This is a genomic window from Anaerococcus hydrogenalis (assembly GCF_002871895.1).
GTDB classification, from domain to species: domain Bacteria; phylum Bacillota; class Clostridia; order Tissierellales; family Peptoniphilaceae; genus Anaerococcus; species Anaerococcus hydrogenalis.
This window is the reverse complement of sequence record NZ_PNHP01000003.1, coordinates 126,117-139,539: the sequence shown is the minus strand read 5'-3', so window position 1 is coordinate 139,539 and position 13,423 is coordinate 126,117. Positions and strand designations below refer to the sequence as shown.

The following is a 13,423-nucleotide window of genomic DNA, read 5'->3' as shown; positions in this document are numbered from 1 at the left end:
ATGAAAAATTATGATGTAATTGTAATAGGTGGAGGCGCTACTGGCGCAAACATCCTTAGAGAATTGTCAAAATACGAACTAGATTTATTGTTACTTGAAGCAAATACAGATGTAGGAGCTGGAGTAACAAAGGGAAATGGTGGAGTAGTACACTCTGGATACGATGCTACAGCAGGTAGTTTGAAGGCAAAATTAAATGTAAGGGGAACAGAAATTTTTGAGCAATATGCAAAAGATTTAGGAATACCTTATGAAAGTAAACCATCAATGACTTTAGCCTTCAATGAATCAGAGAAAGAAACTTTAGATAAGTTATATGAAAATGGAAAACAAAATAAGGTTCCAGGATTAAGAATAATTGAGACCGATGAAATTTTAGAACTTGAACCACATGCAAATCCTGAAGTTAAGTATGCACTTCTTGCTCCATCAGCAGGAATAACAGATCCTTACACCATAGCTGAGGCTTGTTGTGAAAACGCTGTAATAAATGGTGCTGAAGTTAAAACTTCAAATACTGTTTGTGATATAAAAAAAGATGGAGATTTTTATACAGTAAAAACTAAAGAAGGTAATGAGTATAAGACAAAATATATTGTAAATGCAGCTGGAGTTTATGGAGATGTAATTGCTAACCTTGTAAATCCAGGATCACATGAAATAACTGAAAGACATGGGTCTTTGATGATTATAGATGGAAACATTGGCTTTGAACTTCAAACAACCCTATTCCCAGTTCCTGGTGCTCATACAAAAGGAATGGCAGCAATACCAGCTTGTGGTGGAAATATAATTTTAGGATCAACTGCAGAGATACAAAAAGATAAAGAAAATACAAGCTTTACAAAAGATCAAGCAGACTTATTATTCAACTCTGCATCAAGACTTATCCCAGAGCTTGAAAAGAAATATATTATAAGAGTTTTCTCAGGACTAAGACCTGTTGAAGTAAATTCAAATAATGATTTTGTTATAGAAGAAGATGAAAAAAATAAGGGTTTTTATAATGCAATAGGAATTCAATCACCTGGTATAGCATCATCATTTGCCATAGCAGAATATATGGTTGATCTTATGAAAAAAGACATAGACTTAAAAGAAAAATCAAATTATGATAAAAAAAGAAAAGCTATTGTAGACTTCTCAAAACTATCAACTGAAGAAAGAAAGAAATTAGTAGATAAGGATCCTAAATATGCAAACGTAATCTGTAGATGTGAAGTTGTTCCAGAAGCAGAAATATTGGATGCTATAAGAAGACCTTGTGGTGCAACTACTGTAGATGGAGTTAAAAGAAGAACAAGATCAGGTATGGGTAGGTGCCAAGGCGGATTCTGTGAATCAAGAATTGTTGAAATTTTAAGTAGAGAATTAGGTAAAAAACCTGAAGAGATACTCAAAGAAAACAAGGGTAGCGAAATTTTAATTGGAGAAGAATAAAAATGGTTTATGATTTAATAATTATTGGTGGAGGTCCAGCAGGCCTTACAGCAGCCAAAGAAGCTTATGAAGAAGGCGTTAGAAATATGCTTATTATCGAAAGAGATAAGGAGCTAGGTGGAATACTAAATCAATGTATACACAATGGTTTTGGAATTTTAAAGTTTAATGAAGAATTGACAGGACCAGAATATGCAGGAAGATATATAGATTTTGTAGAAGATAAAAATATAGACTACTTACTACATTCCATCGTTTTAGATTTAAGAGAAATAGAAAATGGAAACAAAATAGTAGAATGTGCATCAATGGATGATGGATACCTAGAACTTGAAGCAAAAACTGTAATTCTTGCAATGGGTGCTAGAGAAAGAACTAGGATGATGATAGAAACTCCAGGATTTAGACCGGCAGGAGTTTTTAATGCAGGACTTGCACAAAAATATTTAAACATTGATGGATATAAGGTTGGAAAAAAAGTTGTAATTCTAGGATCAGGAGATATAGGACTTATAATGGCAAGAAGACTTACTCTTACAGGTGCTAAGGTTGAAAGAGTAGTTGAAATTGAACCATATACAAATGGACTTCAAAGAAATGTAGCCCAATGTTTGGATGATTTTGGAATTCCTTTACAATTATCACACACAATTGCTGAAATAAAAGGAAAAGACAGGGTTGAATCAGTAGTTATTGCTGAAGTAGATAAAAATTATAATATCATAGAAGGAACTGAAGAAGAAGTAGAATGCGATACAGTCCTATTTTCTGTAGGATTGATTCCTGAAAATGAATTATCAAGAAATTTAGGGGTTGATATAGATAAGGCGACAAAGGGCCCAATAGTAAACAACTCACTTGAAACAAATATACCTGGCGTTTTTGCTTGTGGTAATGTTTTACATATACACGATGTAGTAGATTTAGTTTCTGATGAGGCTGAAGAAGCTGCTAAAAACGTTGTTTCTTACTTGAATGCAGAAAGTAAAGAAAAAAAATCACATATTTTGGTAAAACATGATAAAAATATAGGCTATGTTGTACCTCAAGTAATTGAAGATAAAAATAAGCATGTTGAACTTAAGTTTAGGGTAAGAAAGCCTTCTGGTGGAGTTTCATTTGTTGTAGAAGATAAAGATGGCAATGAAATAATAAGAAAGAAAAGATGGGCTACTCAACCTTCTGAAATGGAAAAATTAATAATTCCTAAAACAAAACTTGAAAAAATAGAAGATACAATAAATATTCGTGTTGAGGGAGAAGATATTTATGAAGAATAAAGAGTTAGTTTGTATAAAATGTCCTAGGGGTTGTAAGTTATTTATCGGCAATATTGAACACCCAGACCAATTAATTGTTGAAGGTAACCAATGTCCAAGGGGAGAACAATATGCAGTAGATGAAATAGTTGATCCAAAAAGAACTATAACAGCCACTATAAAACTTATAAGTGAAACTGAAAGAAGACTTCCAATAAGAACAGATGGAGAAATTCCAAAAAAATTATACAAAGAAATAGTGGATGAAATAAATAAAATGAAGGTAACAGCACCTATTAAAAGAGGTCAGGTTTTAGTTGAAAATATTAAAGATACGGGAATAGATTTAATATCAACTAAGGCTGTAAGAAAATAATAAATAAGGCAATTAAAGCTAAGTCTTTAATTGCCTAAAATATATAAAACGAGGAGTGCATAGGATGAAGTATGTAATTGGAATTGATGCTGGAACAACTAATGTTAAAAGTGTCTTATTTGATTTAGAAGGTAATGAACTTTATACTGAAAGTGTCCCAAATTTACCTTATTATTTGCCTAATAATGAAATTGAACAAGATATGAATGTTGTTTGGCAAAACGTTTTAAACTCTCTAATTCTTTTAATGAGAAGAAATAAAATTAATAAAGATGACGTCATAGGAATGGGAGTTACAGGTCAAGGTGAAGGAATTTGGTTAATAGATGAATACGGAAAACCTATTCAAAACGCTTATTTATGGAATGATGGAAGAGCCTATAAAGAAGTAGAAAATTTATTAAAAGATGAAAACGAAAATCTATACAAAGACATTGTTAAAACAACAGGACTAACAGCATTTCCAGGAAACCAATTAATTCTATTGATGTGGATGAACAAAAATCAACCAGAAGTTTTAGAAAAAGCCGACAAAATGTTTTTCTGTAAAGACTGGATAAGATTTAATCTTACAGGTGAAGTTTTCACTGATACAACAGATGCAGGAACTGCCCATCTTGATTTAAGTACTAACCAACCAGCTAAAAGTATTTATAAAAAATTAGGGCTTGAAAAATATTTAAGACTAATTCCAGAAGTTAAAAAACCACATGATATCGGTGGATACTTAACACAAAAAGTGGCTGATAATGTTGGATTAAATGCAGGTATTCCAGTAGTAATGGGTGGAATAGACCTTGTAAATTCCATGGTTGGTATGGGAGCTGTAGAAAATAATGATATAGGAATAATTCTTGGAACAACTTGTGGAGTTCAAGTTGTACTTGAAAAAGATAAGGCAGAATTCGGTGATTCTAGATACGAAAATCACGCCATAGAAAACCTTACCATATCAATGAATCCTACTATGAATGGTATGCCAAATATTGATTGGTCAGTAGGAGAAATTGCTGTCAATAAAGATTATAAAATCATTGACGAAGTAATTAGGGAAGTAAAACCTGGTTGTGGTGGACTTATTTATCACCCATACATAGGAGCTGCTGGTGAAAGGGCACCTTTTACAAACGTAAATGCTAAAGCGTCATTTTTTGGTATAAATCAAGATACAGATAGGGCAAGCCTAGTAAAAGCTGTATATGAAGGAATGATTTTTGCTGTTAAAGATTGTCTATTAAAGGCAAGTGATGATGGAGAAATATTTATATCAGGTGGTGGAGCTAAATCAACAATTCTTCCTCAATTAATAGCAGATGCAACAGGACTTGTTGTAAATAAATCAAAAGGATATGAACTTGGGGCAAAGGGTGCTGCAATTATGGTTCTAATAGCTTTGGGATATTACAAAGATTATCCAGAAGCTAAGGCGAAATGCTGTGAAGCTCTAGATAAAATTTATCCAAATAAAGACAAAAAATACATCTATGATAGGTACTTCACCCTATATAAAAAATTAAGACTTGCCTATAATGACCTTTGGAATGAGCGTAGAGAAATTTTAGATGATGTAAATAAATATATGACTGAGAAAGGGATAGATAAATAAAATGAATGAAATAATAAAAAAAGATAATATAAAATTTACAGACCTTAAACTTGATTGGAAAAAAGCCCTATATTTATCAGCTAAACCACTTCTTGATGATGGTTCTATCAAAGAAGGCTTTATTGAAAATATTATAGAAAATATCGAAAAAAATGGTCCTTATATAAATTTAGGTAAGGGAATAGCCATTGCCCATACTAAAGACTCATCTTTTGTAAATGAAGATTCCTTATCACTTCTAAGACTTAGCTGTCCTGTTATAGTTTCAAATGATGAAGAAAATCCAATCTATAACCTATTTACTCTTGCAACAACAGGAAGCGATAAGCATTTAAAATATCTTTCAAGCTTAACTAAAAATTTATCAGATGAAAATATATTAAAAGAATTTGAAGATGCAACATCAAGAAGTCATATTCATAAACTATTAAATAATTTAGATGATGAAAAAATAAAATTTGCTACAGTTTGTGCCGAGGGTATAGTATCAAGTTTTATGATAAAAGAAAATATTGGAAATATCTTATCTTATTGGGGTGTAAGAGATAAGGTTGAGATATTTATCTACAATATTGATAATTATAAAAACGCAAATGATAAAGACATTGATGAGTGGTTTGTTTCTAAGGATGCTGAAGATAAGGTAGACTTGGGAGATGAGTACACTGTCCTAGATTCTGTTATTGATAGGGTAGAGTTAGAAAAGAAATTAAAAACAGTAGCAGAAAAATATGATTTATTAGATGATAAAAAAAAAGCAAAATATGTTTTAGTAATTGATGAAGGAACAACAAGTTCTAGGGCGGCTGTATTTGATAAGTCTGCAAATAGGATGGCATTTAAGGGAAGTGATTTTAAACAATATTTTCCTAAATCAGGTTGGCATGAACAAGATCCAGAAGAAATACTTGATGTTACAGTAGAGGCTATGAAAGAGGCGATAAAAAAAGCTGATATAAATGCATCCAATATAGCTTCTGTTGGAATTACAAATCAAAGAGAAACCACAATAATGTGGAATAAAAAAACTGGAAAGCCATATTATAATGCAATAGTTTGGGCCTGTAGAAGAGGGGCTGATTATTGCCAATCTTTAATCGATCAAGGCTTAAATGATTTTATAAATGAAAGAACAGGCTTAATAATAGACGCAACTTATTCAGCATCAAAAATTAGGTGGATTATAGATAATGTAGAAGGTGTAAAAGAAGATATAGAAAAAGATGAAGTATTATTTGGAACAATAGATACTTGGCTTTTATGGAATTTAACAGGTGGAAAAGTTCACGCAACAGACTCTACTAACGCATCAAGAACTATGTTATATAATATTTATGACCTAAAATGGGATGATGAAATATTAGAAAAATTAGACATACCAAAATCAATTTTGCCAGAAGTAAAAGATACAATTGATGATTATGGTTTTGTAGATGAAAAAATACTAGGAACCAAGCTTCCTATCCATTCCTTAGTAGGAGACCAACAATCTTCACTATTTGGTCAAGCTTGTTTTATAGAAGGAGACTGTAAAAATACCTATGGAACAAGTAACGTTCCTTTAGTATATATAGGAGAAAAAACTATAAAATCTGATAAAGGCTTGTTAACTCTTGCTTGGTCATTTGATAATAAACCTTACTATGCAGTTGGAGCAAGTATCCTTACAACTGGAGAGGTAATGAAGTGGCTAAAAGAAAAAATTAAACTCTATGATGATAATGACAAGATGACAGAAGAAGTTAAATCTTTAGAAGATTCAAATGGGGTATTTTTCGTTCCAGCTTTCCAAGGACTAGGTGCACCACATTGGGATATGTATGCAAGAGGAATGATAATAGGATTAAGTTCTGGTGTTGAAAGAAAACATATAATAAAAGCTGGACTAGATTCAATTGCTTATCAAACAGAAGATTTATTAGACCAAATAGAAAAGGAAACTGGAATTAAAGTAAGCAATATGAAAGTTGATGGAGGAGCAAGTAACAATGATTATCTAATGCAATTCCAATCAAACTTATTAGATATGCCAATAAAAAGACCTCTTGATACAGAAACAACTTCACTAGGTGTAGCTTATCTTGCAGGACTTGGAGCTGGCGTTTGGGAAAACAAAGAAGTTATAAAAGATCTTTGGAAATCAGCAAAAGAATTTACACCAGATAGAAATAAAGAAAAAGTTAAAGAATCATATGAAGACTGGAAAAGAGCTGTCGAATATTCTAAAGGCTGGATGAAAAAATAGGAGTCGTTATGAAAAAAGTTTATTTAGGTACTAATACAAAAATGTATAAGACCATAAAAGAACATGTAGAATTTGTAAAAGATTTAGAAGAAGGAACAAAAGATATCAGCAGGGATGATTTAGAATTGTTTGTAATCCCATCCTACACATCAGTTGGTCCTTGTAATGAAGCTATTGATGAAAGCTTAGTTAAAATTGGTGCCCAAAATATGAACTGGGCTGATAAGGGAGCCTATACTGGAGAAATTTCTCCTTTAATGTTAGAAGAAGTTGGAGCGAAATTAATAGAATTAGGACATTCAGAAAGAAGACATGTCTTTGGTGAAGACGATATCACTGTAAATAAAAAAGTTCTAGCATCTTTAAAACACGATTTTACTGCTCTTTTATGTATAGGTGAAACTGAGGGGCAAAAAAACGAAGGCTATACAGATAAGATAATGAATATCCAAATTAATGTTGGCTTTGAAGGAGTGGAAGATAAGGATATAGATAAACTTTGGGTAGCCTATGAACCAGTTTGGGCAATAGGTGAAAACGGTACTCCTCCAACAAAAGAATATGTTGAAAAAACACATAAGAAAATTAGAGAAATTCTAGTAAAAAGATTTGGAGAAAAAGGAAAAGAAATTCCAATCTTATACGGCGGTAGCGTAAATAATGAAAATTTTGAAGAATTAATCAGAATTGACGAAGTAGATGGATTATTTATAGGAAGATCTGCTTGGGTAAGTGAAAATTTCCTAAAAATAATAAAGAGGGTAATGGAAATTAAAAAAGAAAATAAAAAGTAGGAGGAAGAGATGACAATTCTGAACTTATGTCTGGCTTTTGCTGGAGGAATTTTTGCAAGTCTTATAGGTGGTACAAACTCATTTATTTTCACAGGTTTTACAGCACTTGCAGGAATTGCAATAAGCCTTGTAACAGGTAATGATGATTTCTTAAACACAGTAGCTTTTGGGCCTTTCTTTTCACCAGCAATAGCATTTTTTGGTAGTGTGGCTTCAACTGCTTTTGCAGCTAGGTGGAGTAAAAGAGAAAAAGGCGATGAGAAAAGCATGAAATCTTTAGGACCTGCAGGTATAGAAGGGCAAAACTTATTGATGCCTTTATATAAAACAAAAGATCCTTTAGTAATTTTGGTTGGAGGAGCTTTTGGTTCTTTAGGATATTCAATTAACTATTTGTACAGCCAAATTTTACACTTAAACCTAGATACAGTTGCTCTTACAGTATTTACAGGAGGAGTTATTTGTAGGTTGTTATTTGGTAAAAAGGGACTTTTTGGACAATACCCATCAGATTTTAAAAGATATTCAGATATGACACCTAAATACATTTTATTTACAGTTATCTGGGGATTTTTTATAGGTCTATTAAGTGGATACGTAGCAATCAAATTTAATATTGCATCAATTGGTTTTGCAATAAGTGCTATGAGTTTGATATTCTTACACATTGGTCACGAATTTACCTCAACTCACCACGTTACTCAAGTTGCAGCTTACGCAGGATTGGGATTTGCAAATCCATGGATGGCTGCTATATTTGGAGTTATAGCTGCCTTATTTGGAGAATATTGGGGAAGAACAACAAACACATTTGTAGACACACACTTGGATAGAGAAGGAAGTACAATAGCCCTATTTAGTTTCATAATATTTGCATTAACAGCATAAGGAGATTTATATGAAAAGATTAGTAAACAATCCAGAAGACATAGTTGAAGAATTAATAGAAGGTTATACAAAAGCCTTTGATGATGTAAAAGTTTCAGAACTTAGTGGAAGAGTAGTGGCAAGAAAAAATATCGACAAAGATAAGGTAGGAATAATTATCGGTGGCGGTAGTGGACACGAACCATTATTTTTAGGATATGTTGGAGAAGGATTTGCAGATGCATGTGTAATAGGTCACATTAATACATCACCAGACCCATATGCAGTATATAATGCCATAAAAGAAGTAGGTTCTAATAAGGGAGTCCTATTGATGTATGGAAACTATACTGGAGATGTTCTAAATTTTGATATGGCTCAAGACATGGCAATAGCTGAAGGTTATAAGGTTAAATCTATCCAAGTAACTGATGATGTTGTTTCAGCAGATGAAAAAGATGGCAGAAGAGGAATTGCTGGTGATATTTTTGTAATGAAAATTGCAGCTTCAGCGGCAGATCTTGGATATGAATTTGATGAAGTTTATGAAGTTGCACAAAAGGCAAATGACCTAACAGCTTCAATGGGTGTAGCTTTGGGAGCTGCAGATGATCCAAGAACTGGCCATGAAATGTTTAACCTAGAACAAGGACAAATGGAAATTGGAATGGGTATACATGGAGAGCCAGGAGTTAGAAGAGGAAAAATCGAAACTTTAAACGAAGTTGTAGATGAAATTACCGATCCTCTTATAAAAGAGCTAGACTTAAAAGAAAATGACGAAGTAGGAGTTTTAATTAATGGTCTTGGAGCTACTCCTTACATGGATTTATTTGTAATGAATAAAAAATTAAGTGAAATTTTAGAAGAGAAAAAAATAAAAGTAAATAGGACTTTTATTGGAACATGTGCATCTACTATGAATATGCCAGGCCAATCAATTACTCTTATAAAACTTGATGAAGAATTAAAGAAATTGTTAAATCATCCATGTGATGCACCATATTTCAAGATAAAATAAAGAAAAAAGGAGAAAAGAAATAATGTTTAATAATGAAGATCAAAAAGCTGTTGACGCCCTAAGGGTCTTGTCAATATCTCAAATTGAAAAAGCTAACAGCGGCCACCCAGGACTTCCTATGGGGGCTGCTCCAATGGCTTATGTACTTTGGAATAAAGTATTAAATACAAATCCTAAAAATTCTAAATGGATTAATAGAGATAGGTTTGTCCTCTCAGCAGGACATGGATCAGCTTTGTTATATTCTTTGTTACATCTTTCAGGATTTGATCTTAGCCTTGATGATTTAAAAGAATTTAGACAAGTCGGTTCAAAAACTCCAGGACATCCAGAAAGAATGCATACAGATGGAGTTGAAGTTACAACTGGACCACTAGGTCAAGGTGTTGCTAATGCAGTAGGTCTTGCTATGGCAGAAAAACATCTTTCAAAATTATATAATAAAGATGATTATAAGGTTATGGACCATTACACATATGCCCTATGTGGTGATGGAGATTTGATGGAAGGTGTTGCTCATGAGGCAATTTCTCTAGCTGGTCATTTAAAATTATCAAAATTAATTTTACTTTATGATTCAAATGATATTTGTTTAGATGGAGACTTATCTACATCATTTTCTGAAAATGTAGAAGAAACCTTCAAGGCTTGTAATTGGTCATATATTAAAGTTGAAGATGGAAATAATCTAGAAGAAATTTTAAAGGCTATTGAACAAGCTAAAAGTGACAATGATAAACCAACCCTTATAGAGGTAAAAACTATTATAGGTTATGGTTCAGAAAATGAAGGTACAAATAAGGTTCACGGTTCACCAATAGGAGCTGACGATTTTAAGAAAGCCAAAGAAAGATACAATTGGGTAGATGATGACTTTGTAATTTCTGATGAAATTTATAAAACTTTTGAACAAATCCAAAAAAGAGGAAAAGAAGAAAATCAAAAATGGGATCAGATGTATGATTCTTACAAGAAAAATTATCCTGACCTTGCCCAAGAACTTGAAGATGGCTTTAATAGAAAATTACCAGAAAATTGGCTAGATAAGGTTAAAAAATATTCTCCAGAAGATAAGGCAATTGCAACAAGGGCATCATCTCACGAAATCCTTCAAGATATTGCAAGAGAAATTCCTACTTTGTGGGGAGGAAGTGCCGACTTATTTTCTTCAAATAAAACTGATATAAAAGATACTGTGGCATTTAGAGATAAAAGTCCAGAAGGAAGAAATGTTTGGTATGGAGTTAGAGAATTTGCTATGGCTACAATAGCAAATGGTATTTTAGCTCATGGAGGATCCTTCCACCATGTTTCAACTTTCTTAGTATTTTCTGATTATTTGAAATCAGCTGTTAGGGTATCAGCCCTTTCAAAATTACCAACAACTTATGTATTTACTCACGATTCAATAGCTGTTGGAGAAGACGGACCTACCCACCAACCAATCGAGCAACTTGCAATGTTAAGGTCTATTCCTGATACAATTGTCCTAAGACCAGCAGATGCAAACGAGGTTAGGCTATCATGGAAAATTGCTCTAGAAAGTAAGGAAAAACCAGTAGTAATAGCTCTAACAAGACAAAATGTTTCTAACTTAGAACAAACTACAAAGCTTGATAATATTGACAAGGGAGCTTATATAATAAGTGATAGTGACAATAAGCCTGAAGGAATTCTTATAGCTACAGGATCAGAAGTTGAGCTTGCCTTAGAAACAAAAGAAATTCTTAAAAAACAAGGAAAAGATATAAGGGTTATATCTATGCCTTCAATGGAATTGTTTAGAGATTCTGGAGAAGACTATATAGAAGAACTTTTACCTATGGATTGTAAAAATATAGTTTCAATTGAAATGGGTACATCTTTTGGTTGGGGCGAATTTACAGGAAGAAATGGTCTAAATATATCTATAGATAGGTTTGGAATTTCTGGAGAAGTATCACAAGTTCAAGAAGAATTAGGATTTACAGCTGAAAAAATAGCTGAAGCTTACAATAAAAAATTTGATAAATAAAAAGGAGAATAAAATGAGAGAATACATTATTGGATGTGACTGCGCAGCAGTAGAATTAAAAAATACAATTAAAGAATTATTAGAAAATGAAGGTATCAAAGTTGAAGATGTTGGAGTAAAAACAGTTGAAGATGGAACCTACTATCCAAATGTTGCAAAAACTCTTTGCGAAAAAATCCAAGAATCTGACTATGAAAAAAGAGGAATCCTTGTTTGTGGTACAGGTATAGGAATGGCAATATCTGCTAATAAATGTAAGGGAATAAGAGCAGCTGTTTGCCATGACCAATATTCAGGAGAAAGAGCTGTATTATCAAATAACGCAAATGTATTTTGTTTTGGCCAAAGAGTAATAGGACCAGAACTTGCTAAAAAAATTGTAAAAGAAATTATTAGCCTAGAATTTAAAGATGGTTCTTCAACACCTAAGGTTGAAGCTATAAATGCATTAGAAAAGTAATTTAATATGTTTTTAATGATGGGCATAGAAATATGCCCATTAAATTTTTAAGTGAAAAAAATAGGGTAAAGTATATAGGTAATAAAAAAATAAGGAGGCTTTATGAATTGTCTTGTTGGACAGTCAGGTGGACCTACTGCTGTAATCAATTCTTCATTGGCTGGAGTTATTCAGGCAGGAATTGACTTAAATTATGATGGAATTTTTCTATCATTAAATGGCATTGAAGGAATTATAAATAAAAATATAAAAAAAGTTGATAAGGATCTATTTGAAAAAAATTTTGGAAAAGATAGGCTTAAGAAAAGACCTTCATCTATATTGGGATCTTGCAGGTATAAACTTCCTGAAGATTTGGATGATGAGGTATATGGTAAAATTTTTGAAAATTTCAAAACATATAAAATAGATACTTTTGTATACATTGGAGGAAATGACTCCATGGATACTGTAATGAAGTTAAACGCCTACATAGAAAAAAATAAAATTGATTGGATAAATGTAGTTGGATGTCCAAAAACTATAGATAACGACCTTTGTGAGATGGACCATTCTCCAGGTTTTGGATCTGCTGCTAAATTTGTTAATACGGTTTTAAGACAAGTTAGGCTAGATTGTGACATTTACCCTATAAAATCAATTACCTTTGTTGAAATAATGGGAAGAAATGCAGGCTGGCTAACTGCTACTTCTTATCTTTCTAATTATAAAAGAGATAAGGATGTAGTAAACCTTTTATATCTTCCAGAAGATGAAAAATCATTAGATGATATAAAAGAGGAAATAAAGGAAAAATTAAAAGAAGATAATAACCTTGTTGTTGCTGTATCAGAAGGTTTTATGGATAAGGATTATCTTTTAGAAAATGAAAAACAAAAATCTTTTGATAAGGGTTTTAATCACCCAATTATTGCAGGAATTGGACAAAAAATTTCTGACTATATCCACAAGGAATTAGAGATAAAAACTCGTTGTGTAGAACTTAATATAGTTCAAAGAACAAGCTTTTTAATTTCAAAAACAGACTCTGATGAGGCCTTTGAGCTTGGATACTTAGCTTTAAAAGAAGGAAAAGTTAAGACAAATATAGTTCCTTTCTTAAAAAGAGAAGAAAACAATCCTTATAAGGTATCATATTCTACAACAAATCCAGCTAATATAGCTAATAAGGAAAAGAAAATTCCAAAAGAATGGTTGGCTAATAGAAAAGTTTTAGAAGAAAAAATGATAGAATATGCCCTACCACTAGTTCAAGGCCAAATAGACCAAGAATATTCAGATGGTATTTTTGATTATATAAAGTTAGAAGATTTTGCAAAATAAAAAGACCCCATAGGGGTC

General features: G+C 32.2%; 11 protein-coding genes. All 11 read left to right on the top strand.

The window, feature by feature from the left end; translation table 11 throughout:
* The 11 genes from CJ192_RS05445 to CJ192_RS05395 all read left to right on the top strand — a co-directional run bounded on the left by CJ192_RS05445 (position 1) and on the right by CJ192_RS05395 (position 13,405).
* Complete coding sequence (locus CJ192_RS05445; RefSeq protein WP_004818020.1) at positions 1-1,440, top strand: NAD(P)/FAD-dependent oxidoreductase; 1,440 nt, start codon at positions 1-3, stop codon at positions 1,438-1,440.
* A gap of 2 nt (positions 1,441-1,442) precedes the next feature.
* Positions 1,443-2,720, top strand: coding sequence for an NAD(P)/FAD-dependent oxidoreductase (locus CJ192_RS05440; RefSeq protein WP_004817866.1), 1,278 nt, complete (start codon positions 1,443-1,445; stop codon positions 2,718-2,720).
* Complete coding sequence (locus CJ192_RS05435) at positions 2,710-3,075, top strand: DUF1667 domain-containing protein (RefSeq protein ID WP_004818029.1); 366 nt, start codon at positions 2,710-2,712, stop codon at positions 3,073-3,075. Before CJ192_RS05440 ends, CJ192_RS05435 begins: the two co-directional genes overlap by 11 nt.
* Before the next feature lie 64 nt (positions 3,076-3,139).
* Positions 3,140-4,681, top strand: a complete 1,542-nt coding sequence (locus tag CJ192_RS05430) for an FGGY-family carbohydrate kinase (protein WP_004817884.1) — start codon at positions 3,140-3,142, stop codon at positions 4,679-4,681.
* A gap of 1 nt (position 4,682) precedes the next feature.
* Positions 4,683-6,926 (top strand): glycerol kinase GlpK, encoded by a 2,244-nt coding sequence (gene glpK / locus CJ192_RS05425; protein WP_102198034.1) that lies wholly within the window; start codon positions 4,683-4,685, stop codon positions 6,924-6,926.
* Between the two features lie 8 nt (positions 6,927-6,934).
* Positions 6,935-7,720: a triose-phosphate isomerase gene (locus tag CJ192_RS05420; protein WP_102198033.1), complete on the top strand. Its 786-nt coding sequence runs from the start codon at positions 6,935-6,937 to the stop codon at positions 7,718-7,720.
* Positions 7,721-7,729: 9 nt separating this feature from the next.
* Positions 7,730-8,608 carry a DUF7973 family transport facilitator gene (locus tag CJ192_RS05415; RefSeq protein WP_102198032.1) on the top strand — a complete coding sequence of 293 codons (879 nt, stop codon included), beginning with the start codon at positions 7,730-7,732 and terminating at the stop codon, positions 8,606-8,608.
* A gap of 10 nt (positions 8,609-8,618) precedes the next feature.
* Positions 8,619-9,608: a dihydroxyacetone kinase subunit DhaK gene (locus CJ192_RS05410; RefSeq protein WP_102198031.1), complete on the top strand. Its 990-nt coding sequence runs from the start codon at positions 8,619-8,621 to the stop codon at positions 9,606-9,608.
* 22 nt (positions 9,609-9,630) lie between these two features.
* Complete coding sequence (gene tkt / locus CJ192_RS05405) at positions 9,631-11,622, top strand: transketolase (protein ID WP_102198030.1); 1,992 nt, start codon at positions 9,631-9,633, stop codon at positions 11,620-11,622.
* Between the two features lie 13 nt (positions 11,623-11,635).
* Positions 11,636-12,082 (top strand): ribose 5-phosphate isomerase B, encoded by a 447-nt coding sequence (gene rpiB, locus CJ192_RS05400; RefSeq protein WP_004817967.1) that lies wholly within the window; start codon positions 11,636-11,638, stop codon positions 12,080-12,082.
* 102 nt (positions 12,083-12,184) lie between these two features.
* Entirely contained in the window at positions 12,185-13,405 is a 1,221-nt protein-coding gene (locus tag CJ192_RS05395; RefSeq protein ID WP_102198029.1) for a diphosphate--fructose-6-phosphate 1-phosphotransferase, read from the top strand.
* The last annotated feature ends 18 nt before the right edge of the window (positions 13,406-13,423 follow it).

Excerpts from the sequence above, each read along its gene's own strand:
- CJ192_RS05445 (WP_004818020.1), top strand. The coding sequence starts at position 1 with ATGAAAAATTATGATGTAATTGTAATAGGTGGAGGCGCTACTGGCGCA.
- CJ192_RS05440 (WP_004817866.1), top strand. The coding sequence starts at position 1,443 with ATGGTTTATGATTTAATAATTATTGGTGGAGGTCCAGCAGGCCTTACA.
- CJ192_RS05435 (WP_004818029.1), top strand. The coding sequence starts at position 2,710 with ATGAAGAATAAAGAGTTAGTTTGTATAAAATGTCCTAGGGGTTGTAAG.
- CJ192_RS05430 (WP_004817884.1), top strand. The coding sequence starts at position 3,140 with ATGAAGTATGTAATTGGAATTGATGCTGGAACAACTAATGTTAAAAGT.
- glpK (WP_102198034.1), top strand. The coding sequence starts at position 4,683 with ATGAATGAAATAATAAAAAAAGATAATATAAAATTTACAGACCTTAAA.
- CJ192_RS05420 (WP_102198033.1), top strand. The coding sequence starts at position 6,935 with ATGAAAAAAGTTTATTTAGGTACTAATACAAAAATGTATAAGACCATA.
- CJ192_RS05415 (WP_102198032.1), top strand. The coding sequence starts at position 7,730 with ATGACAATTCTGAACTTATGTCTGGCTTTTGCTGGAGGAATTTTTGCA.
- CJ192_RS05410 (WP_102198031.1), top strand. The coding sequence starts at position 8,619 with ATGAAAAGATTAGTAAACAATCCAGAAGACATAGTTGAAGAATTAATA.
- tkt (WP_102198030.1), top strand. The coding sequence starts at position 9,631 with ATGTTTAATAATGAAGATCAAAAAGCTGTTGACGCCCTAAGGGTCTTG.
- rpiB (WP_004817967.1), top strand. The coding sequence starts at position 11,636 with ATGAGAGAATACATTATTGGATGTGACTGCGCAGCAGTAGAATTAAAA.
- CJ192_RS05395 (WP_102198029.1), top strand. The coding sequence starts at position 12,185 with ATGAATTGTCTTGTTGGACAGTCAGGTGGACCTACTGCTGTAATCAAT.